This window comes from Halogranum amylolyticum (genome assembly GCF_900110465.1).
GTDB lineage: Archaea > Halobacteriota > Halobacteria > Halobacteriales > Haloferacaceae > Halogranum > Halogranum amylolyticum.
Genome location: NZ_FODV01000001.1, coordinates 355,804 through 375,154 on the forward strand (window position 1 = coordinate 355,804; position 19,351 = coordinate 375,154).

Annotated in this window: 23 protein-coding genes; 14 read left to right on the plus strand and 9 right to left on the minus strand. The window is 67.7% G+C overall.

Translation table 11 applies throughout. The features are described from left to right. Positions 1-122: 122 nt before the first annotated feature. The 4 genes from BSG17_RS01680 to BSG17_RS01695 all read left to right on the plus strand — a co-directional run bounded on the left by BSG17_RS01680 (position 123) and on the right by BSG17_RS01695 (position 3,411). On the plus strand, positions 123-1,769 hold the full coding sequence (locus BSG17_RS01680; protein WP_089820725.1) for a CTP synthase: 1,647 nt from the start codon (positions 123-125) through the stop codon (positions 1,767-1,769). A 2-nt stretch (positions 1,770-1,771) separates the two neighbouring features. Further along, the gene (gene guaA, locus BSG17_RS01685; RefSeq protein ID WP_089820726.1) at positions 1,772-2,689 is read left to right on the plus strand and encodes a glutamine-hydrolyzing GMP synthase; all 918 of its coding nucleotides are present in this window, start codon (positions 1,772-1,774) and stop codon (positions 2,687-2,689) included. Further along, positions 2,686-3,009, plus strand: coding sequence for a DUF7126 family protein (locus tag BSG17_RS01690; protein WP_089820727.1), 324 nt, complete (start codon positions 2,686-2,688; stop codon positions 3,007-3,009). The genes guaA and BSG17_RS01690 overlap by 4 nt, the downstream gene beginning before the upstream one ends. 84 nt (positions 3,010-3,093) lie before the next feature. Next, positions 3,094-3,411: a cupin domain-containing protein gene (locus BSG17_RS01695; RefSeq protein WP_089820728.1), complete on the plus strand. Its 318-nt coding sequence runs from the start codon at positions 3,094-3,096 to the stop codon at positions 3,409-3,411. 19 nt (positions 3,412-3,430) lie between these two features. Here BSG17_RS01695 and BSG17_RS01700 read toward each other — a convergent pair whose 3' ends face one another. Beyond that, positions 3,431-4,351: an ADP-ribosylglycohydrolase family protein gene (locus BSG17_RS01700; RefSeq protein WP_089820729.1), complete on the minus strand. Its 921-nt coding sequence runs from the start codon at positions 4,349-4,351 to the stop codon at positions 3,431-3,433. Between the two features lie 108 nt (positions 4,352-4,459). Between BSG17_RS01700 and BSG17_RS01705 the strand changes: the two genes are divergently transcribed. The 5 genes from BSG17_RS01705 to BSG17_RS01725 all read left to right on the plus strand — a co-directional run bounded on the left by BSG17_RS01705 (position 4,460) and on the right by BSG17_RS01725 (position 7,590). Next, positions 4,460-5,419, plus strand: coding sequence for a beta-ribofuranosylaminobenzene 5'-phosphate synthase family protein (locus BSG17_RS01705; protein ID WP_089820730.1), 960 nt, complete (start codon positions 4,460-4,462; stop codon positions 5,417-5,419). A gap of 222 nt (positions 5,420-5,641) precedes the next feature. Continuing rightward, positions 5,642-6,358, plus strand: a complete 717-nt coding sequence (locus BSG17_RS01710) for a hypothetical protein (RefSeq protein WP_089820731.1) — start codon at positions 5,642-5,644, stop codon at positions 6,356-6,358. After that, entirely contained in the window at positions 6,351-6,851 is a 501-nt protein-coding gene (locus BSG17_RS01715) for a DUF8135 domain-containing protein (RefSeq protein ID WP_089820732.1), read from the plus strand. The genes BSG17_RS01710 and BSG17_RS01715 overlap by 8 nt, the downstream gene beginning before the upstream one ends. Positions 6,852-6,934: 83 nt before the next feature. Next, entirely contained in the window at positions 6,935-7,264 is a 330-nt protein-coding gene (locus tag BSG17_RS01720) for a transcription factor S (RefSeq protein ID WP_089820733.1), read from the plus strand. A 131-nt stretch (positions 7,265-7,395) separates the two neighbouring features. Then, positions 7,396-7,590: a cold-shock protein gene (locus BSG17_RS01725; RefSeq protein WP_089820734.1), complete on the plus strand. Its 195-nt coding sequence runs from the start codon at positions 7,396-7,398 to the stop codon at positions 7,588-7,590. Positions 7,591-7,680: 90 nt separating this feature from the next. Here BSG17_RS01725 and BSG17_RS01730 read toward each other — a convergent pair whose 3' ends face one another. Beyond that, positions 7,681-8,298, minus strand: coding sequence for an alpha/beta hydrolase (locus tag BSG17_RS01730; protein ID WP_089820735.1), 618 nt, complete (start codon positions 8,296-8,298; stop codon positions 7,681-7,683). Between the two features lie 53 nt (positions 8,299-8,351). Between BSG17_RS01730 and BSG17_RS01735 the strand changes: the two genes are divergently transcribed. After that, the gene (locus BSG17_RS01735; protein ID WP_089820736.1) at positions 8,352-9,209 is read left to right on the plus strand and encodes a PspA/IM30 family protein; all 858 of its coding nucleotides are present in this window, start codon (positions 8,352-8,354) and stop codon (positions 9,207-9,209) included. A gap of 29 nt (positions 9,210-9,238) precedes the next feature. Here the strand turns inward: BSG17_RS01735 and BSG17_RS01740 are convergent, their stop codons facing one another. Beyond that, positions 9,239-10,279, minus strand: coding sequence for a dipeptide epimerase (locus tag BSG17_RS01740; RefSeq protein WP_089820737.1), 1,041 nt, complete (start codon positions 10,277-10,279; stop codon positions 9,239-9,241). Then, positions 10,279-11,313: an N-acetyltransferase DgcN family protein gene (locus tag BSG17_RS01745; protein WP_089820738.1), complete on the minus strand. Its 1,035-nt coding sequence runs from the start codon at positions 11,311-11,313 to the stop codon at positions 10,279-10,281. Before BSG17_RS01745 ends, BSG17_RS01740 begins: the two co-directional genes overlap by 1 nt. Before the next feature lie 136 nt (positions 11,314-11,449). Here BSG17_RS01745 and BSG17_RS01750 point away from each other — a divergent pair, with 136 nt between their 5' ends. Next, complete coding sequence (locus tag BSG17_RS01750) at positions 11,450-11,977, plus strand: GNAT family N-acetyltransferase (protein WP_089820739.1); 528 nt, start codon at positions 11,450-11,452, stop codon at positions 11,975-11,977. Positions 11,978-11,985: 8 nt separating this feature from the next. Here BSG17_RS01750 and BSG17_RS01755 read toward each other — a convergent pair whose 3' ends face one another. The 3 genes from BSG17_RS01755 to BSG17_RS01765 all read right to left on the minus strand — a co-directional run bounded on the left by BSG17_RS01755 (position 11,986) and on the right by BSG17_RS01765 (position 13,927). After that, on the minus strand, positions 11,986-12,873 hold the full coding sequence (locus BSG17_RS01755) for a Vms1/Ankzf1 family peptidyl-tRNA hydrolase (RefSeq protein WP_089820740.1): 888 nt from the start codon (positions 12,871-12,873) through the stop codon (positions 11,986-11,988). A 50-nt stretch (positions 12,874-12,923) separates the two neighbouring features. After that, the gene (locus tag BSG17_RS01760; protein ID WP_089820741.1) at positions 12,924-13,271 is read right to left on the minus strand and encodes a DUF5802 family protein; all 348 of its coding nucleotides are present in this window, start codon (positions 13,269-13,271) and stop codon (positions 12,924-12,926) included. A gap of 122 nt (positions 13,272-13,393) precedes the next feature. Then, positions 13,394-13,927, minus strand: a complete 534-nt coding sequence (locus tag BSG17_RS01765) for a peptidylprolyl isomerase (protein ID WP_089820742.1) — start codon at positions 13,925-13,927, stop codon at positions 13,394-13,396. 230 nt (positions 13,928-14,157) lie between these two features. On the opposite strand from BSG17_RS01765, the gene BSG17_RS01770 reads away from it, so the two are divergent. Continuing rightward, positions 14,158-15,138, plus strand: coding sequence for a bile acid:sodium symporter family protein (locus BSG17_RS01770; RefSeq protein WP_089820743.1), 981 nt, complete (start codon positions 14,158-14,160; stop codon positions 15,136-15,138). A 63-nt stretch (positions 15,139-15,201) separates the two neighbouring features. Then, complete coding sequence (locus BSG17_RS01775; protein ID WP_089820744.1) at positions 15,202-16,167, plus strand: succinylglutamate desuccinylase/aspartoacylase family protein; 966 nt, start codon at positions 15,202-15,204, stop codon at positions 16,165-16,167. A 19-nt stretch (positions 16,168-16,186) separates the two neighbouring features. On the opposite strand, the gene BSG17_RS01780 is transcribed toward BSG17_RS01775, so the two are convergent. Then, positions 16,187-16,948, minus strand: coding sequence for a nucleoside phosphorylase (locus tag BSG17_RS01780; RefSeq protein WP_089821013.1), 762 nt, complete (start codon positions 16,946-16,948; stop codon positions 16,187-16,189). A gap of 161 nt (positions 16,949-17,109) precedes the next feature. Here BSG17_RS01780 and BSG17_RS01785 point away from each other — a divergent pair, with 161 nt between their 5' ends. Further along, entirely contained in the window at positions 17,110-18,114 is a 1,005-nt protein-coding gene (locus BSG17_RS01785; RefSeq protein ID WP_089821014.1) for an alcohol dehydrogenase, read from the plus strand. Positions 18,115-18,144: 30 nt separating this feature from the next. Here the strand turns inward: BSG17_RS01785 and BSG17_RS01790 are convergent, their stop codons facing one another. Then, entirely contained in the window at positions 18,145-19,239 is a 1,095-nt protein-coding gene (locus tag BSG17_RS01790) for an anthranilate phosphoribosyltransferase (protein ID WP_089820745.1), read from the minus strand. Positions 19,240-19,351 lie beyond the last annotated feature (112 nt).

The window sequence follows — 19,351 nt, forward strand, 5'->3', positions numbered from 1 at the left end:
AGGGACGACAGAGCGAGTGCGACTGTCCGTGGAAACCACCTTATCGTCCATGAATTTGCGCCGCTGTGCCACGGCGTTGACCGCTCCGAAACCGTTTTCAGCGCCCCTCGCACACACTCGGTATGCCGACGGAACCTGACACCGGTTACGACCCCGACTTGGGGAGGAAGTTCATTTTCGTCACGGGGGGTGTGATGTCCGGGCTCGGAAAAGGCATCACGGCCGCCAGTACCGGGCGACTGCTGGCCAACGCCGGGTTCGACGTCACGGCCGTCAAGGTCGACCCGTATCTGAACGTCGACGCGGGCACCATGAACCCCTACGAGCACGGGGAGGTGTACGTGCTGAAGGACGGCGGCGAGGTCGACCTCGACCTGGGGAACTACGAGCGGTTCCTCGGGGTCGACATGACCTCCGACCACAACATCACGACGGGGAAGACCTACCAACACGTCATCGAGAAGGAGCGCGCCGGCGACTATCTGGGCAAGACGGTCCAGATCATCCCGCACGTCACCGACGACATCAAGCGGCGCATCCGCGAGGCCGCCGATGGGTCGGACGTCTGTATCGTCGAGATCGGCGGCACCGTCGGCGACATCGAGTCGATGCCGTTCCTCGAGGCGCTGCGGCAGTTCGCCCACGAGGAGGAGGACGACGACTTCCTGCTCACCCACGTCACGCTCGTCCCGAACTCGAAGAACGGCGAGCAGAAGACGAAGCCCACCCAGCACAGCGTGAAGGAACTGCGCTCTATCGGTCTCCAACCGGACATCCTCGTCGGCCGCAACGCGGAGCATCTGGAGCAGTCGACGAAGGCGAAGATCGCGCAGTTCTGTGACGTTCCCACCGAGGCCGTCTTCTCAAACCCCGACGTCGAGGACATCTACCACGTCCCGCTGATGGTCGAAGACGAGGGACTCGACGAGTTCGTGATGGCGCGGCTCGGCCTCATCGGCGAGGCGCTTCCCAAGAGCGAGCGCGACAACAGCTGGCGTGAACTCGTCACCCGGGAGCGCGACGGTTCCGTCGACATCGCGCTCGTCGGCAAGTACGCGCTGGAGGACGCCTACATGTCCATCTACGAGGCGTTGAAGCACGCCGGCATCGAGCGTGGCGTCGAGGTCAACGTGCTGTGGGTCGACTCCGACGAGATGCGCGACCACCACACCGAACGCCTCCGCGAGGCCGACGGCATCGTCGTCCCCGGTGGGTTCGGCTCCCGGGGGACGGCCGGCAAGATCGAGGCGATCCGGTACGCCCGCGAACACGACGTCCCCTTCCTCGGGCTCTGTCTCGGCTTCCAGATGGCCGTCGTCGAACACGCCCGCAACGTCCTCGGCTGGGAAGGTGCCCACTCCGCGGAGATCGACGAAGCCACGCCGTACCCCGTCATCGACCTCCTCCCCGAGCAGTACGACCTGCAGGACCTCGGCGGGACGATGCGACTCGGCGCACACGAGACGCAGATCGAACCGGGGTCACTCGCGTCGACGGTGTACGGTGCGGAGTCCTGCACCGAACGGCACCGCCACCGCTACGAGGTGAACCCCGAGTACATCGACGAACTCGAAGCCGGCGAGATGATGTTCTCCGGCAAAGCCGGAAACCGGATGGAGATCGTCGAACGGACCGACCACCCGTTCTTCCTCGGGACGCAGTTCCACCCCGAGTTCCGATCGCGACCCGATCGGGCGAGTCCGCCGTTCGTCGGACTCGTCGACGCCGTGCTCGAACAGGCCGAACAGCAGAAGGAGATCCAAGCATAACGATGGTAGACGTAGACAGTTTCATCGACGAGGCGACAGCAGAGATCCGCGAACAGGTCGGCGACAGACACGCCATCATCGCCCTCTCGGGCGGGGTGGACTCCTCCGTCGCCGCCGCGCTGGCCTACGAGGCCATCGGCGACCAACTCACCCCGGTCTACGTGGACACGGGGCTGATGCGCAAGGGCGAGACCGACGGGATCAGAGAGACGTTCTCCTTCATGGAGAGCCTCCGTGTCGTCGAGGCCCAAGAGCGCTTCTTCGACGCGCTCTCCGGCGTCGTCGACCCCGAGGAGAAGCGCAAGGTGATCGGCGAGCAGTTCATCCGCGAGTTCGAGCGCGAGGCGCGGGACACCGACGCCGACTACCTCGTGCAGGGGACCATCTACCCCGACCGCATCGAGTCGGAGGGCAACATCAAGTCCCACCACAACGTCGGCGGCCTCCCCGAAGTCGTCGACTTCGATGGCATCGTCGAACCCGTCCGCGACCTCTACAAGGACGAGGTTCGGCAGGTCGCGCGCGCGCTCGACCTCGAAGAGGTCGTCGCCGAGCGGATGCCGTTCCCGGGTCCGGGTCTCGCCGTGCGCGTCATCGGCGAAGTGACGCCGGAGAAGGTCGAGGTAGCCCGCGACGCCTGCCACGTCGTCGAGGAGGAGACCGCGGAGCACGACCCCTGGCAGGCGTTCGCCGCCGTCATCGGCAAGGGCACTGGTGTAAAAGGCGACAACCGCGTTCACGGCTGGATCGTCTCCGTGCGCTCCGTCGAGTCGCGTGACGGGATGACCGCCCGCGCACAGGAGCTGCCGTGGGAGACGCTCCAGCGAATTCAGTCGCGCATCACCGGACAGAACGACAACGTCGCGCGCGTCGTCTACGACGTGACGCACAAACCGCCGGCGACTATCGAGTACGAATGACGAAGGCAGTCATCGCAGGCGCCGACGTCGACGGACTCGGCGACGCTCTCGCAGCCGAGGGCGTCGAGACGACGCGGATCGACACGCCAGCGACGGCAGACAGCATGGACGCGGCGGGTCTGACCGACGCCGACCTGTTCGTCCTCACCGACCTGAACGACGCGACGGCGATCCCGCTCGCGAAGGAGCTGAACCCCGACGTCCGGGTCGTCGTCTACGCGCACGACACGCTCCCGGAGTTCGCGAAGGGGCAGGCCGACCTCGCAGTTGACCCCGAGCTGCTCGGGCCGGAGGTCGTCGCCGAGGAACTCGTCGGGTAGTCGACTCACCACGTCTCTCCCGTCGGCGTACTCACGATCCGCTTCGACCGTACGCTTAACCTCCCGGCGAGCGACGACCCTCCCGTGACACTCGACCGACTCACGGACCTCTCGCCCGACCCGGGCGAGGTCGAGACCGACGAACTGGCAGTGACCGACGACGTGCTCGTGAAGACGTTCGCGCTCGGCCCCGGCGCGGAGCTCTCGCCGCACGAACACGGCGACAGCACGAACGTCTTCCACGTGCTGCAGGGGACGGTGACCGTGATCCAAGACGACACGGAGGAGGCGGTCGAAGCACCCGGCGTCGTCCTCCACGAGCGCGGCGTCGTCCACGGCGCGCGCAACGAGACCGACGAGGTCGTCGTCTTCACCGCGAGTCTCTGTCCGCTCCCGTCCTGAGCACCGCTCCCCCGCTACCTTATCCGACCGTCGGAAACTCTGTCTCGAACAGCGTCGTCGCCAGCGACGTCAGTTCATCGCGCTCGGGAATCGTGGTCAGCCACCGCTCCGGCAGCGACTCGGCGCCGAAGCGTGCGCCGGCGACGGCTCCCGTCACCGCGGCGACGGTGTCGGTGTCCTCGCCGAGCGCGACGGCGTCGACGACCGTCTCCTCGGCCGACTCGGCGGTAAGTCCGAGCCACAGCGCCGTCTGAAGCGTGTGGACGACGTAGCTCGTCGATCGAAGCGGTCTCGGTCGCTGGCCGCGGGCGACGGGCCGAAGCGCGGTCTCCAGTTCGTCGGGGAGGTCGGTCGCGTCGAGCGCCGTCGCCAGCGGGTCGTCGTCGCCGCGAATCAACCCCGCGACGGTCCGGTTCAGGACGGCACAGCCGGCGGTGCAGCGCGGGTCGGCGTGAGTGATGGCCGAGGACTGCCGACTCGCCGCGTCGAGGCTCTCCGCGTCGTCGACGAACGCCAGCGCGTAGGGGACACAGCGCATCACGCTCCCGTTGCCGGCGTTGGACCCCTCCGGTCGGGCCTGCCAGACGCGGTGACCGGCCTCGTCCCACGGGAACCCGTCCTGCAGGTTACGGATGGCGTCGGCGGTCATCAGGCCGATGTCGAACGGACCGGACTCGTACCACTCGACGAAGCGGGCAGCGACGTCGGTGGGAGCGAACGCCTCGCGCTCGGTGAGACTACGGGCGATACAGAGCGCCAGCTCCGTGTCGTCGGTGACGGTGCCTGCCGGTTGGCCGTGCGTTCCGTTCGCCAGCATCTCGGTGACGCGGCCGTGCGTATCGCGGATCTGGTCGGCCGACGAGAACTCCACCGGGCGGCCGAGCGCGTCGCCGCAGGCGAGTCCGAGCAGTGCGCCGCGGGCGTCGTCGAGGGCAGTCATGTCGGTGCGGAGACGGCCGAGGGGTAAAAGCGTCCCTCCGGCGGCTTCGACACAGGAGGTCGTTGCCACCGTCGAAACCACCTTACTCGGCGGGCTAGTAGCGAAGATATGGTTCGAGTCGCCGCCGGGGGGCGCCTCCACTTCGGGTTTGGCAACCTCAGTCTCTCACACGAGCGGCTGTACGGTGCGCTCGGCGTCGGCCTCGACACACCGGAGGTGGTCGTCGAAGCCCACCCGGCCGAGACGGTGGCCTGCGACGACCAGGCCGTCCGCGAGTACGCCGCCCGCGTCACCGACCTGCTCGACGTCGCCGGGGCCGACGTGACGGTCCACGAGCGACTGCCCCGGCACGCCGGGCTCGGGAGCGGGACGCAGGTCGCCTTGGCGACGCTCACGGCGGTCGCCCGCGCGTACGACGAACCCGTCGACGTCCGCGAACTCGCTCCCCAACTGGGTCGCGGCGGTCGGTCCGGCGTCGGCGTCGCCACCTTCGAGTCCGGCGGGTTCGTCCTCGACGCGGGTCACCCCACCACGCGCTTCACCACCGACAGACCGATGGACGGCGAGTGGACCGTCCCGCCGGTCGCCGCGCGACACGACGTCCCCGACGACTGGCGGTTCGTCGTCTGTGTCCCCGACGCGGACCCCGGACGGAGCGGCGAAGACGAGGACGACAGCATGCGCTCGGCCGTCGAACGCGCCGACCCCGCCATCGCGGACCGCATCGCGGGCATCCTCACGCGGCGACTCCTCCCTGCCGTCGCCACCGGGTCGGCCGAGCGGTTCGGCGCGGCCGTCGCCGAAATCGGCCGCCTGAACGGCGCGTGGTACGCCGACGAGCAGGGCGGCGTCTACCGACCACCCGTCGGCGACCTCGTCGAACGGCTCTCGGCGTCGCCCTCGGTGTTCGGGGCGGGCCAGTCGTCGTGGGGACCGGCGGTGTACGGCGTGACCGACGAAGCCCACGCCGACGCCGCACTCGCCGTTGGCGAGGAGGCGCTCGACGCCGTCGGCGGCGGGGACGCCTTCGTCGCCCGCGGTCGGAACGTCGGTGCGCGGGTGGAATAGAACTCGACAGAGTCGTTCAGACACGCAGCGTCGGTACTCTTCGAAGGGTGTCAGAGATGCGTGCTGAACTCAGCGCACATAGTCAGTAGAGCGACAATCACACATACGCATATTCGTACTCAATTAAATAGGTCGACGCTGAATTCTGATTTTGCGGAGTAATCCCATATTTCTCTTCAACCATTTGCGATCACCCGAGTGTGAGTTCAGAAACATTAGTCGATGGCCCGCGCCGTGCTGGCCTACCGGCTCGTCGAGGAAGAGGGCGAGACGCTCGCGACGGTCGACCGGAGCCAGGAGCGGCTGACCGAGGCGGTCGACCGACTCGAGTCCCGCGTCGGAGCTGTTGAAGACGACCTCGACGCGAAGATCGACGACGTGCGCTCGCGGGTCGTCCAGGTGAAACGCGAGGCCGACGCGAAGGCACCGGCGGACCACGACCACCCCGCGCTCGACGAGCGCGTCGACGCCGCGGGGTCGACGGCGACCGAGGCGCTCGCGGAACTCGACCGCCTCGACGAACGGGTCGACCGCGGCTTCGAGAACTACGAGGAGATTCTGACGTACCTCCGCGAGACGACCGACGACCTCGACGACGACGTCGACCGCCTCGTTCGGACGCTCGTCGACCTGCGGGAGCGGACGGCGACGCTCGAGGCGACGCTCGCCAGGCGGACGGCCGCGGCGGACCTCCAGCGCGAGGCCAACCGTCACGGCGTCACCCAGGCGAGCTGTGGCGACTGCGGGTCGACGGTCCACCTCGGGTTGCTCTCCGCACCGCGCTGTCCGCACTGCGACCGCGGGTTCACCGGCCTCGAACCGGCGCGGGGGTTCTTCGGATCGGCGACGCTCTCCGTGGGCGACCGACCGGCGCTCGCCGGGGAGACTACCGACTCGTCGTCGACGGCGGAGCCCAGACAGGCGGGAGACGATGACTGACGACCAGACGTCCGACGACCGCGCCGAGCGGCCAGCGCCGCTGGCAGACCTCGCCCGCGACGTCCGCGAACGACGCGCCGAGCGGCGCGAACGGTCCGACGCGACCGCGTCCGAAGATCCGTTCGAGGAGGTCGACGTCGTCGACGTCGACCGGGACCGACTCTGGGAGGAACTCTCGGAGGAGACCGAGGGGGTCGACGGCGTCGGCAGCGACGACGTGGACGACGTCGAACGCGACGGCGACGCTGACTCCGCCGAGAGCGCCGGTGTCGCTCGTAGCGAGGACACGACCGACAGCGTGACGACGCCGCAGTCGACGGAAGCCACGAGCGACGGACGGGAGGACGTCGTCCCGAAACGCGAGTACTGCGAGCGATGCCCACACTTCGGTGCGCCACCCGAAGCCGTCTGTGGCCACGAGGGGACCGACATCGTCGAAGTCGTCACGTTCGACCAGTTTCGGGTGCGGAACTGCCCGAAGGTCGACAACTGAGCGTCGACGCACCACACTGGACGGCACGTCGCTCGACGCGACGCCGAGTGACCTTTGTGGGTGGAACGCCAACTGGCGTGAAAATGCAGTTCTGCGACGACTGTGGCACCATGATGGTCTCACAGGGCGGCGAGATGGTATGTACGAACGACGACTGCGGCGGCACGAGCGACCGCGACGACGACCTCGCCGCGCAGTTCGTCTCCACGGAAGAGCAATCCGGCGACGAACTGATCGAGACCGAGGAGGGCGCGGACTTCGAGGGGAAACCTACCGCGACCGACGTGGTCTGCGACCAGTGTGGCCACGGCGAGGCGTGGTACACGATCAAACAGACCGCCTCGGCCGACGAACCGCCGACACGCTTCTTCAAGTGCCAGGAGTGCGGCTACCGGTGGCGCGAGTACAACTGACACCGTCAACTCGGAGTGTTCGACGTCGTCGTCGGCGACCGCGAGCCGGCCGGTCGCCGTGTGACAACTGTTCTCCCAGCGGTGCACTCTTCGCAAGGGTTATCCGGGGCGAGCGGTTGTGTTCAAGAGCAATGGCAAAAGGCGAAGTTGATTTCTTCAACGACACTGGCGGCTACGGTTTCATCTCGACGGACGACGCAGACGACGACGTGTTCTTCCACATGGAGGACGTCGGCGGCCCGGACCTCGAAGAGGGACAGGAAGTCGAGTTCGACATCGAGCAGGCCGACAAGGGCCCGCGCGCGACGAACCTGACCCGACTTTAAAACTCGGCGTTTCAGCGTTTTTCTAACGGTATCGGCATCTGAACGCTACTATTCATAAGCGACGGCGCTCGCCTCCCGACCGGCCGGCGGTCAGGCGAGGTGACGCGCCAGAAACTCCGAGACGTGACGCGCCACCTTCGGCGCCTGCCCGACGAAGAAGTGGTCGGCGCTCAGTTCGACCGTCTCGTGGCCGCGTTCGCGCGCCCGGTCGACGACCGCCCGCCACTCTGCGGTGTCGTCGCGCGTCCCGTAGACCACCTGGACCGGACAGTCGAGGCGGTCGAGCGCCCACACCGCGTCGTGATCGTCGACGGCGAGTTGACCGGCGGGCGCGAGTGCGCTCACCGCCGAGACGTCGTCGCCGACGTCGACGGCGGTGAGCAGCGCGATCGCCCCGCCGAAACTGAACCCGAAGAGGCCGACGCGGTCGTAGCGTTCGCGGGCCCACCGGACCGCGTTCGTCGCATCGGTTCGTTCGCCGCGGCCCTCGTCCCACGGACCGTAGTCGAAGCGGAGGCAGTCGACGCCGCGTTCGGAGAGCGCGTCGGCAACGGCGACGAGGCGTTCGTCGCCACGGTGACCGCGATGCTGGGGGTGCGGGGGGCAGGCGACGACGACGGCGTCCGCCTCGGAGTCGTCGCTCGCGCTCGCCGTGTCGAGCGTCGCCTTCGCCTTGCGAGTGCCGGGGAGGTAGATCGGGTCTGTCATACCGATCTCTTTCCCGCGTGAGGTTTTAAGGTCGGCGTGCACAACTGAGGCATATGGGAATCCTCTCGCGTACGTCCTACGTCATCCGCTCGAAGATAAACGCCATCCTCAATCGGTCGGAGGATCCGACTGAGACGCTGGACTACTCGTACGAGAAGATGCGCGACGAACTCCAGCAGGTGAAGCAGGGGATCGCGGATCTCACCACCCAGAAGAAGCGACTGGAGATCCAGAAGCGTCGGCTGGAGGAGAACGTCGAGAAGCACAACGAACAGGCCCGAGAGGCAGTCCAACAGGACCGCGAAGATCTCGCCCGGCAGGCGCTGGAGAAGAAGAACTCGAAGATGACCCAGATCGAGGAGTTGGAGTCGCAGATCACTCAACTCCAGTCGACGCAGGACGATCTCGTCGAGAAAAAGAACGAGCTGCAGGGCCGCATCGAGGAGTTCCGCACGAAGAAGGAGACGATGAAGGCCCGCTACGAGGCCGCCGAGGCCTCCTCGCGCGTCTCCGAGGCGATGAGCGGCGTCGGCGACGAGATGGGCGACGTCTCCCGCGCCATCGAGCGCGCCGAGGAGCGCACCGACGAGATGGAGGCACGGTCGGCCGCGATGGACGAACTGCAGGACACCGGCGCGTTCGACGACGCGATGTCCGACAAGGACTCCATCGACCGCGAACTCGAGGCCGGACGCAGCGCCAGCGAGGTCGACTCCGAGCTGGAGACACTGAAAGCCGAGATGGGGAAGAGTTCCGCGCCGGAGTCGGAGCCCGAGACGGCCGACGCCGAGTCCGACGAGGCCAGCGCGGACGCGGACCTCGAAGACGTCGAGACCGACGTCGACGACGAGGAGGTCGAGGCCGAACTCGAAGAGCTCCGCGAGGAAGAAGAGGAGAAGAGCGCGGAGTAACGACTCGGTCGCCCCGTATCGGGCTCCTTCTATCGTTCGCGTGCGCCGGTCCCGCTCCGGTCGAGGTCGGCGAGGCGGATCTCGCCGTCGGTCAGGTCGACGCCGTCGTACTCGTCGTCGTCGAGCAGGAGCGCCCCGTCGAGGTCGGCGTAGTCGAGCAGCGGCGCGAGGTGGCACGCGCCCGCGATGGCGGCGTTCGTCTCGATCATACAGCCGAGCATCACCTCCAGTCCGTGAGCCTTGGCCGTGTGTGCCATCCGCGTCGCCTCGCGGAGACTCCCGCACTTCATCAGTTTCAGGTTCGCGATGTCGACGCGGTCGGCGATGGCGGGGATGTCTTCGAGCGTCACGCAGGACTCGTCGGCAGCGATAGGCAGAGGCGACCGTTCGTAGACGAACTTCAGCCCCTCCGGGTTCTCGGCGGGGACGGGCTGTTCGACGAACTCCACGTCATAGTCGACGAGCAGCTCGCACTTCCGGACGGCCTCGCGCGGCGTCCACGCCTCGTTGGCGTCGACCCGGAGCGTCGCGTCGGGTGCGGCCTCGCGGACGGCCTCCAGCAGCTCCTCGTCACGGTCGGTGCCGAGTTTGATCTTGAGGACGGGGTAGCCCGCCTCGACGGCCTCGGCGGTCTTCTCGCGGACGCGCTCGGTCGTGTCGAGCCCGATGGTGAAGGAGGTCGCCGGCGACTGCTCGGGGTCGAGCCCCCACATCCGGTAGAGCGGCACGCCGAGTCGCTTCGCCGCGAGGTCGTGTAGTGCGATGCTGACGGCCGCGCGGGCGGCCGGGTTTCGCTCGACCGTCTCGCGCAGTCGACGCTCGGTACGCGCCAGCGCGTGGGGGTCGTCGACGTCCTCGACGACGTCGAGCAGGTCGGGGAGGACGGCCTCGACGGTGGCGGCCGTCTCGCCGTAGTGTTCGGAGGGAGCGGCCGCGCCGACGCCGGTCATCCCCGCCTCGTCGGAGATACGGACGACGACGTTCTCGGCGGTCTCTTGCGTCCCGCGGGAGATAGTGAACGCGTCGGCAAGCGGCAGTTCGACGCGTTCGAACTCGGTCGTCAGCGTCATCAGTACCCCAACCCGTCGAGGATCTCGTCGGCACCGAACCGGATCGGGTCGGTCGCCGGGACGCCGATAGCGTCGCTGTAGTCGTCGACGATGGCCCGTGCCTCGTCGTCGCCGCCGACGTCGGAAGTGTTGATCGCACCCGCGAAGACGCCCGTCTCGTGGACCGGCGCGGCGAGTCGCTCGTAGAGGTCGATGTAGTCCGACAGCGGTGGGATAGGGGTGTCCTCGTAGCCGTGGATGGCCTCGCGTCCGGCGACGTGACAGAGGACGAGTTTGTCCGGCATCGCGCCGTGGAGGATACCACAGGTCACGGCCGAGTACGCCGGGTGGACGATGCTCCCCTGTCCCTCGACGAACAGCACGTCGTGGTCGTCGCCCTTCTCCAGGATCATCTCCTCGACGGCACCGGCGGTAAAGTCGCTGACGACGCGGTCGATGGGGTTGCCCCAGCCGGCGATCATGATGCCGGTCTGGCCCGTCGGGATGAACTCGGCGTCGATGCCGCGCTCCCTGGCCGCTTGCATCAGTTCCAGCGAGACGGTCATCTTGCCGACCGAGCAGTCCGTTCCGACGGTGAGCACCACGTCGGCGTCGACTTCGTCGGCGACACCCTGACTCACCGTGAGGTCGTCGCTGGGCTTGCGGACGTCGACGAGCTCCGCGCCGTGCTTCTCTGCCAGCTCGACGAACTCCTCGTCGTCGTTCAGGAAATAGTGGAGTCCGGCGACGACGTCGATGCCGCGCTCCAAGGCCGCGCGGACGTCCGGCCGCCAGGAGTCGTCGAACCCGCCACCGATGGGGGCGATGCCGATGACGAGTTCGTCGACCTCACCCTCGACGTCTTCGAACGACTCGACGATGGGCGCGTCCTGCATACCGGAGAGGTGGTCGGAGATGCGGTCGCCAGCACGGTCGCGGTCGAGGACCGCCACGACCTCGTCGTCGCTGTAGCGGATGATGCCCGTCGCGGTCTTTGCGCGCTCGGGGAACTTCTCGTGGGCGAGAATCGCGATTCGTCGGTTGGATTCGCTCATGCTCGAAGGGACGCAAAGCGGGGATAAAAACCGGACCGATGTGGCAACGTGTGGTGCCTCTCGACGGTGTGGTGCCCGGGGGGTACCCAGTGACCACGGGCGTTTAAGTGGCGATTGTTCAAAGTGGCTGACAGACATGAAGCTACGTCGCCTCCCTGCCGAGGAGGATGCGGCCCGACGGTTCTCCGAAGAGTTGTGGCTCCCCTACAACCGTGACCTCGAGGCAGTCGTCGCCGACCACGCGCTCGTCGACGCCCCGGACGAGGCAATTATCGACGAGGAAGTCGAGTTCCGACTCGGGCGACTCGAAGAAGAGAGCTACCGACTGTGGGTCGCCGTCGACGACGCGGCCGAGGAGGTCGACCTCGCCGCCGGCGACGGCGAACTCGTCGGGTTCGTCGCGACCAGCGTCGACGAGGCTCCGTCCGTCTTCGACCGGCCGGACCGCCTCGTGGTCGGCGACATCTACGTCCGCGAGTCGTCCCGCGGCAGCGGCCTCGCTCGCGACCTGATGGCCCGCGCGAAGCGACGGGCGGCGGAGACAGACTGTGGTGAGTTCGTGCTCGACGTTGACGTCGACAACGAGCGCGCGCTCGCCTTCTACGAGAAGATGGGGTTCGAGACGCTCCGTCGGCGGATGCGGGTCGCCGTCGACGAACTGTAGCGCTCCGCTCAGATCCGGTACAGCCGCGTCGTCCAGAACGCCCGGAAGGCGTCTTCCAGCGCCGCTTCGGGGTCGCCGCTGGCGTCGACGGTGGCCGTGTGGTCGGCGGTCTTCCGGAACCGCGAGAGGACTGTGCGCTCGCCGACGACAATGAGCGTGTCGGCGTCGTGGTCGGCGATGACTTCTTCGGCTTTGTCGAGATGGTCGTCGACCTGCTGGTCGCGGCGACGCTCGAAGCGCGCCTGTGAGAACCCGCCTTTCGAGTGGTTGTTCATCACGTCGGTCTCGAACGTCTCGGCGCTCTGCAGGTCGCTCCCGTCGTAGGCCCCGAACGCGAAGAGGTCCGAGCGGACGAGCGCGAACCCGAACGACCCGGTCGGCCGGAACCACGACTCGTCGACCTCGAACCCGTCGCCCCACTCGCAGAACGGGTCGGGCGCGAGCGGCGGCGTGAGTGCGACGCTCACGAGGCCGGCGTCGTCGGTGCAGACGAGACACGGAGCGGCCCGCGAGACGAGCGCCGAGTGATCGCCGAGCGTCTCGCGGACGACATCGGGGACGTCGTCGTCGACCATCGCGGTCAACGCGCCTTCGGGGTCGGTCTCGACGCTCCCGAGACGGGAGAGCACCTCGTCGAGACGCGCACCGCGGACGGTCTCGACGCCGCGGAAGTCGATCTGCTCCTCCTCGTCGCCGAGGCGGTCGACGCGGTGCTGTAGCTCCTCGATGCGGTCCTCCAGCCGGTTGACGCGCTCCTCGGCGTCCTGTCTGGCGGCGACGGCGTCGGCACGGCGCTCCTCTTCGGCTTCGACGCGACGTTCGAGGTGGTGTTTCTCCTCCTCTAACTCCTCGATGCGGGCTTTCAGTTCCGCGCGGCCGAACAGCTCGTCGAGCATGGTCGAACGCTCGCCGCCGGGGACCTTTAGTGTCCGGTCACGTTCTCGGGTCAGGTGGCGTCGTCGAACGCGTAGCCTGCATATCGGAGAAGTTCGGAGGCGCGTTCGGCCTTCGCGAGGAACACCTCTCGGCGGGTCGGGAGGCTGTCGTCGGGGGCGACGGCGCGGGGGACGACGAGCGTCCCGGCGGGGACGCCCTCGTCGCCCAGTACGGGGAAGTGTGTCCCGCCGAGTTTCATCACGAGCGGCGTGTCGAGCCGTTCGAGCCCGTCGCCGGTCGCGTACAACTGCTTGTTCACCTGTTCGTGGTCCGCACGGTGCATCACTGCACGCTCCCCGTCGTGCGGTTCGACGAACATCTCACCGAGATAGTAGCCGCTTGAGAACTGTTCGAACATCTATGCGTGTGACTATCTGCCACGGAGAGAGATAAACGTTGTCGCGGTCGTTTATATCGAACCGCAATTCGACCGACGCGATGCGTTCGCGTCGAAAGAAGCGAAGCCGGACGGGAAGTCGCTTACCGCTCGATGTCGATGGACTCGATGACGACGTCCTTCATCGGCTTGTCGTCGCGGTCGGTCGGCACTGAGCCGATCTCCTCGACGACGTCCATCCCGTCGATGACGCGGCCGAACACCGAGTGGCGGCCGTCGAGGTGCGGCGTGGCGTCGAGCGTGATGAAGAACTGCGACCCGTTGGTGTTCGGGCCGGCGTTGGCCATCGAGAGGGTTCCCGCGCTGTCGTGGTTAAGCTCGTCGTGGAACTCGTCGTCGAACTCGTAGCCGGGGCCGCCGCGGCCGGTGCCGGTCGGGTCTCCACCCTGGATCATGAAGTCGCTGATGATTCGGTGGAAGATGACGTCCTCGTAGAGCGGTTCGCCCTCGACCTTCTCGTTCGTCTCGGGGTCGGTCCAGGACTTCTCGCCGGTCGCGAGACCGACGAAGTTCTCGACCGTCCGGGGGGCGCGCTGCTCGAACAGTTCGAGCGTGATGTCGCCCTTGTTGGTGTGGATGATCGCCGTCGGGTTCTCCGGATTCTCTTTGTCTGCCATGTGCCATCTCTCGTAGTGAGGGGTGAAAACCCTGCTGACGTGCCGCCGCCGGCCGGTCGTCGTCGCGGCGTCGACCGACCGCCGCGTCACCGACGGTCGTCCTCGGGTCGTGCCGTCGGGCGGACGGTCGCAACTGTCTCCCGAACCGGTAACGCTAACGGGACGTTACCGAGAGAGTGCAAGCAGATGCTACTAGTTACCACGGGCGGAGTCGTCCGCCGTGAGACGCGATGAGTGGACTCGACACCCTCGGGCGGGTGAGCCAGTACGCGAGTCGGTACTTCGTCGTCTGGGTGTTGCTCTTCGCCGGACTCGCGCTCGTCAGTCCGGGGTCGTTCACCTGGTTCGAACCGTACATCTCGCCGGGACTCGGCGTCATCATGCTCGGCATGGGACTGACGCTTCGGCCGGTCGACTTCCGTCGACTGGCGGCGAACCCCCGCGACGTCGCCATCGGCGCGGCGACGCAGTGGGTCGTGATGCCGCTCGCAGCCTACGGGCTGACGCTCGTCCTCTCGCTCCCGCCGGAGCTCGCCGTCGGCGTCGTGCTCGTCGGCGCCGCGCCCGGCGGGACGGCCTCGAACGTGATGGCCTACCTCGGGAAGGGCGACGTCGCGCTCTCGGTCGCCATCACGACGGTGACGACGCTCACCGCACCGCTGGTGATGCCGGCGTGGGTCGTCCTCCTCGCGGGCGAGACGCTCGAGGTGACGTTCGGGAGCCTGTTCGCCAGCATCGTCCAGATCGTGTTCGTCCCCGTCGTCGTCGGCTTTGCCCTCCGGTACGTCCTCGACCGCTACGCGCCGGCACTCGCGGAGGTCGGTCTCGACGTCTTCCCGGCGGTCAGCGTCGCCACCATCGTCCTCATCGTCGCCGCCGTCGTCGGGCTGAACGTCGATAATATCCTGACCGCCGCGGGGGCGGTGCTCGTCGCCGTCGTCGCGCACAACGCCGTCGGCCTCGGCGCGGGCTACGGCGTCGGGCGACTCGCGGGGATGCCCGACGACCGCGTCCGTACCTGCGCGTTCGAGGTCGGACTCCAGAACAGCGGCCTCGCGGTCGCGCTCGCGACGTCGTTCTTCGGACCCGCCGCCGCGCTCCCGCCGGCACTGTTCAGCGTCTGGCACAACGTCACCGGTCCGGCGCTGGCGAGCTACTTCTCCCGTCAGGAGGCGTCGGCGGCGGCGACGACGACCCCCGCCGACGACTGACCGGCGGTCGCTCGACCCGCTCGGGGGGACACGTACAAGACGAATCCGCCCGACGACCCATCTATGCACACCGCCGAGCGCATCACGCTCGCTCGTCTCCCCTCCGGCGTCCCCGTCGAGACGACGGTCCACCGCTACGAGGGCCGCGAGACGGGTCCGACCCTCTACGTGCAGGCGGCACAGCACGGACGAGAGATCAACGGCACCGAGGTGCTCCGCCGGTTCCACGACCGCGTCGACCACGACGGACTCGCGGGTTGCGTCGTCGCCGTCCCCGTCGCCGACCCGCTGACGTTCGACCGCGTCTCTTACACTACGCCGGAGTCGCTCGACGCGGCCAACTCGAACATGAACCGCGTCTGGCCGGGCGACCCCGAGGGGACGCTCCACGAGCGGATGGCCGCCCGGCTGTGGGAGTACGCCGGCGGATCGGACGCCATCGTCGACCTCCACACCGGCAGTCCGGAGATGCTCACGCACACGGTCTACCTCGCGGGCGACGAGAGCTGCCGGACGTTGGCACGAGCGTTCGGGACGGAGCTCCTCTTGGCCGAACGCGCCGGCGACGACGCCGACGTGGAGTGGGAGGACCGCAACTTCGGCGGGAAGCTCCGCGTCGCGGCGACGCGCGAGGGGATCCCCTCGATAACGCCCGAACTCGCTCACAACAAGCAGTTGGTCGAACCGGCCATCGAGACCGGAGTCCGCGGCCTGTTCAACGTGCTCCGACAACTCGGCGTGCTCTCCGGCGAGCCGACGACTCCGACCGACCAGCGGACCGCTCGGAACCATCTCGGCCGCGTGAAGGCGGCCCAGTCGGGGATGTTCCACCCCGCACCGGAGGCGGAACTCGGTCGGCAGGTGGAGCCGGGGACGCGTCTCGGCGTCGTCTACGACCCGACGACCTACGAGGTACTCCAGGAGGTCGAGGCCGACGAGACGGGAGTACTCTACTCGGTGACGCGCGAGGCGACGGTGACCGCCGGGCAGTCGCTCGTCGGCGTCGCACTGCCGACCGACGAGCGGTGAGGCGCGCCGACCGCCGCGGTCAGCCGAACGTCTCGATCACGACGTCGAGTAGTCGACGGAGATGGTCGCCGGTGTCCGCGAAGTGCGTCTCCCAGCCGTCGGGTGTGAGGTGGTCGCTGACGGTGAACAGGGCACCGGCCTCGACGCCGCGGAACTGGGCGACGGCGAAGACGGCCGCCGTCTCCATGTCGACGGCGAGCACTCCCTCCTCACGGTAGTGTTCGATCTCGACGGCCGTCTCGCGGTACAGCGCGTCGGTCGTCCACGTCGATCCGACGTGTGTCGTCTCGTCGGCCCGGTCGGTCGTCTCGGCCAACCGGTCGCGGACGAGGGGTGTCGCTCGCGCCGCCTCGTCGTCGGCGAGATAGTGGTACGAGGTCCCCTCGTCGCGGACCGCACTGTCGGCGACGATAGTGCTGCCGAGGCGGACGTCCGGTTGGAGGCTCCCGACGTGACCGACGACGACGAACCGCTCTGTCCCGTGTGCGACGAGTTCCTCCATCACGAGCGCCGTCATCGGTGCGCCGACACCGAACCCCTCGGCGACGGCGACGCGTCCGTCGGTGTCGTCGACAGCGTGGAGGTTCCAGAGCGACCCCGCGTGCGGTTGCGGCGTCGTGTCGAGCGTCTCTCTGGCGTGCTCTGCGATCGCACGCTGATACGAGAGCACGACCGTCTCGGGTGCGTCGTCGAGGTCTCTCTTCCCTCGGTAGTCGAGAGACGCCTCAGGTGACGTCACCGAAGGTCGACCGTGCTTCTCTCTGACGTTCGGTACTGGCATCTCCTGGAGTTCGCCGTGAGACGGCAAGAAAGTCGGGGAGAGACGGAGGCAGGGGTGGGACCGACTCGGAGGTGAGACCGGAGACGGCCGTCGCCGAGAAGGGGACAGGTCGCCCGCGACGACAACGCTGATTGGTCTCGCAGTCGTCTCTCTACCGAACCATGAGAGCAGCGCACATCACGGAGGCGGGTGGAGAGTTCGAAGTCGTCGACGTCGACGTCCCCGAACCGGCGGCCGACGAGGTTCGGGTCGAGGTCGAGGCGTGTGGCATCTGCCACAGCGACGCCTACGTCGTCGAGGGGGAGTGGCCCGGACTGGAGTATCCGCAAGTGCCGGGCCACGAGGTGGCCGGACGCGTCGACGCCGTCGGCGAGGACGTCGACGAGTGGACGGAGGGCGACCGGGTCGGCGTCGGCTGGCACGGCGGCCACTGTTTCACCTGCGAGCCGTGTCGACGCGGTGACTTCATCAACTGCGAGAACGCGTCGGTGACGGGTATCTCGTACGACGGCGGCTACGCGGAGTACATGACCGCGCCGCACGAGGCGTTGGCGGCGATTCCCGACGACCTCGACGCCGTCGACGCCGCACCGCTGCTCTGTGCGGGGATCACGACGTTCAACGCGCTGCGGAACAGCGACGCTCGACCCGGTGACCTCGTCGCCGTACAGGGCGTCGGCGGGCTCGGTCATCTCGGCATCCAGTACGCCCACGCCGCCGGCTTCGAGACGGTCGCCGTCTCCCGGGGCACCGAGAAGAAGGACCTCGCACTCGAGCTCGGCGCGGACCACTACGTCGACTCGGAGGCGACCGACCCCGCCGAGGAACTGCAGCGACTGGGCGGTGCGAAGGTGATTCTCGGCACCGCGCCGAACGCCGACGCGGTCTCGTCTGTCGTCGGCGGACTGGGAACCGACGGCGAACTCGTCGCCGTCGGCATCCCGAGCGAACCAATCGACGTCTCGATACAGAGTCTCGTGATGGGACGGAAAGGTGTGAGTGGGTGGCCCTCCGGCCACGCTCGCGACTCGCAGGACACGCTGGCGTTCAGCGCGCTTCGCGACGTCACCCCCGAGATAGAGACGTACCCGCTCGAGGATGTACAGGAGGCCTACGACAGGATGATAGATGGGGACGCGCGGTTCAGGGTCGTGTTGGAACCCTGAGTGTTGGTTCCGGGAACCGGAACGAGGCGGTCAGAACGACTGGAGCTCTTCGAGGACGGCCTCGGCGCTGCCGTCGGCGATGACCTCGCGCGCCTTCTCGAGGCCGGCGTCGAGGTCGTCGACGTCTTCGCGGGCGTAGATGCGGAACGCCGCGTTGAGCGCGACGGCGTCGGCGAACTGGTCGTCACGCTCGCCCGCGAGCACCTCGCGCGTGATCGTTGCGGAGTCGCCGGCGACGTCGTCGGGGTTCACCTCGAGGTCTTCAGTCTCGAAGTCCATCCCGTAGTTCGGCGTCTCGATCTCGTAGTCGGTGAACTCGCCGGCTCCGTCTCCGTCGGCTTCGGACTCGCGGGTCCACTCGGCGACCTTCGTGTACCCCGGCCGGATGTCGTCGTACCCCTCCATCCCCTGGAACATGATGACGCGGCGGATGTCGTGGTGTTCGGAGGCGGTGAACGTGTCGATCACCTTCTTCGCGAACGCGAGGTGGTAGAACGACCCGAGGTGGACGTCGGCGTTCGCGGGGTTGGCGAGCGTTTCGATGGTGTTGACGAACGTCCGGACGCCCATGTTGTCGCGGCGCTCCCAGAGGTCGTCGATAGCCGGGTTGAAGGCCGGTTGGTAATAGAAGCCGAATCCGGTCTCGTCGACCATGTCGGCGGAATCCGACGGCGTCAGCTCGGTCGCGACGCCGAGTTCGTCGAGGACGTGTTTGTACGAGTCCTGTTTCTGCGTCGGGACGCGGTCGCCGGAGTGGACGACGACCGGCGTGCCGGCGGCGGCGGCGACGATGCCCGCGGCGGCACCGAGGATGGCCGTCTCGCCCTTCCCGTCGTAGTTGGCACCGCAGTCGACGGGGTCGCAGTCGGGTTCGGCGTACTCGACGTGTTCGCACATCACGTCGGTGTAGGCTGCGAGCTCCTCGGCGTCGTTGTGCTTCCAGCGGTTGGCCAGCCAGAACGCACCGAGCGTCGTGTGGTCGGGGTCGCCCGCGAGGATGCGACGCATCGCCTCGGTCGCCTGTGCGCGCGAGAGATCCTCTGCCGACTTCGGTCCGGACCCGCAGACCTCCGTCATCAGCCGTTTCAGGGGCCACTCACCGAACTCGTCGCTCGTCTTGGACATGGCTGTCAGTTGGGAAGGACGGCCCAAAAGCGTCCCGTTTGTGCCGACGGAACTCGAGGGGGTGTCGCCGGGAGTCGAAGCGAACACGGTGCCGGCAGAACCCGAAAAGGGT

Coding starts and splice junctions, on each gene's coding strand:
- BSG17_RS01680 (WP_089820725.1), top strand. CDS start 123: ATGCCGACGGAACCTGACACCGGTTACGACCCCGACTTGGGGAGGAAG.
- guaA (WP_089820726.1), top strand. CDS start 1,772: ATGGTAGACGTAGACAGTTTCATCGACGAGGCGACAGCAGAGATCCGC.
- BSG17_RS01690 (WP_089820727.1), top strand. CDS start 2,686: ATGACGAAGGCAGTCATCGCAGGCGCCGACGTCGACGGACTCGGCGAC.
- BSG17_RS01700 (WP_089820729.1), bottom strand. CDS start 4,351: ATGACTGCCCTCGACGACGCCCGCGGCGCACTGCTCGGACTCGCCTGC.
- BSG17_RS01705 (WP_089820730.1), top strand. CDS start 4,460: ATGGTTCGAGTCGCCGCCGGGGGGCGCCTCCACTTCGGGTTTGGCAAC.
- BSG17_RS01710 (WP_089820731.1), top strand. CDS start 5,642: ATGGCCCGCGCCGTGCTGGCCTACCGGCTCGTCGAGGAAGAGGGCGAG.
- BSG17_RS01715 (WP_089820732.1), top strand. CDS start 6,351: ATGACTGACGACCAGACGTCCGACGACCGCGCCGAGCGGCCAGCGCCG.
- BSG17_RS01720 (WP_089820733.1), top strand. CDS start 6,935: ATGCAGTTCTGCGACGACTGTGGCACCATGATGGTCTCACAGGGCGGC.
- BSG17_RS01725 (WP_089820734.1), top strand. CDS start 7,396: ATGGCAAAAGGCGAAGTTGATTTCTTCAACGACACTGGCGGCTACGGT.
- BSG17_RS01730 (WP_089820735.1), bottom strand. CDS start 8,298: ATGACAGACCCGATCTACCTCCCCGGCACTCGCAAGGCGAAGGCGACG.
- BSG17_RS01735 (WP_089820736.1), top strand. CDS start 8,352: ATGGGAATCCTCTCGCGTACGTCCTACGTCATCCGCTCGAAGATAAAC.
- BSG17_RS01740 (WP_089820737.1), bottom strand. CDS start 10,279: ATGACGCTGACGACCGAGTTCGAACGCGTCGAACTGCCGCTTGCCGAC.
- BSG17_RS01745 (WP_089820738.1), bottom strand. CDS start 11,313: ATGAGCGAATCCAACCGACGAATCGCGATTCTCGCCCACGAGAAGTTC.
- BSG17_RS01750 (WP_089820739.1), top strand. CDS start 11,450: ATGAAGCTACGTCGCCTCCCTGCCGAGGAGGATGCGGCCCGACGGTTC.
- BSG17_RS01755 (WP_089820740.1), bottom strand. CDS start 12,873: ATGCTCGACGAGCTGTTCGGCCGCGCGGAACTGAAAGCCCGCATCGAG.
- BSG17_RS01760 (WP_089820741.1), bottom strand. CDS start 13,271: ATGTTCGAACAGTTCTCAAGCGGCTACTATCTCGGTGAGATGTTCGTC.
- BSG17_RS01765 (WP_089820742.1), bottom strand. CDS start 13,927: ATGGCAGACAAAGAGAATCCGGAGAACCCGACGGCGATCATCCACACC.
- BSG17_RS01770 (WP_089820743.1), top strand. CDS start 14,158: ATGAGTGGACTCGACACCCTCGGGCGGGTGAGCCAGTACGCGAGTCGG.
- BSG17_RS01775 (WP_089820744.1), top strand. CDS start 15,202: ATGCACACCGCCGAGCGCATCACGCTCGCTCGTCTCCCCTCCGGCGTC.
- BSG17_RS01780 (WP_089821013.1), bottom strand. CDS start 16,948: ATGCCAGTACCGAACGTCAGAGAGAAGCACGGTCGACCTTCGGTGACG.
- BSG17_RS01785 (WP_089821014.1), top strand. CDS start 17,110: ATGAGAGCAGCGCACATCACGGAGGCGGGTGGAGAGTTCGAAGTCGTC.
- BSG17_RS01790 (WP_089820745.1), bottom strand. CDS start 19,239: ATGTCCAAGACGAGCGACGAGTTCGGTGAGTGGCCCCTGAAACGGCTG.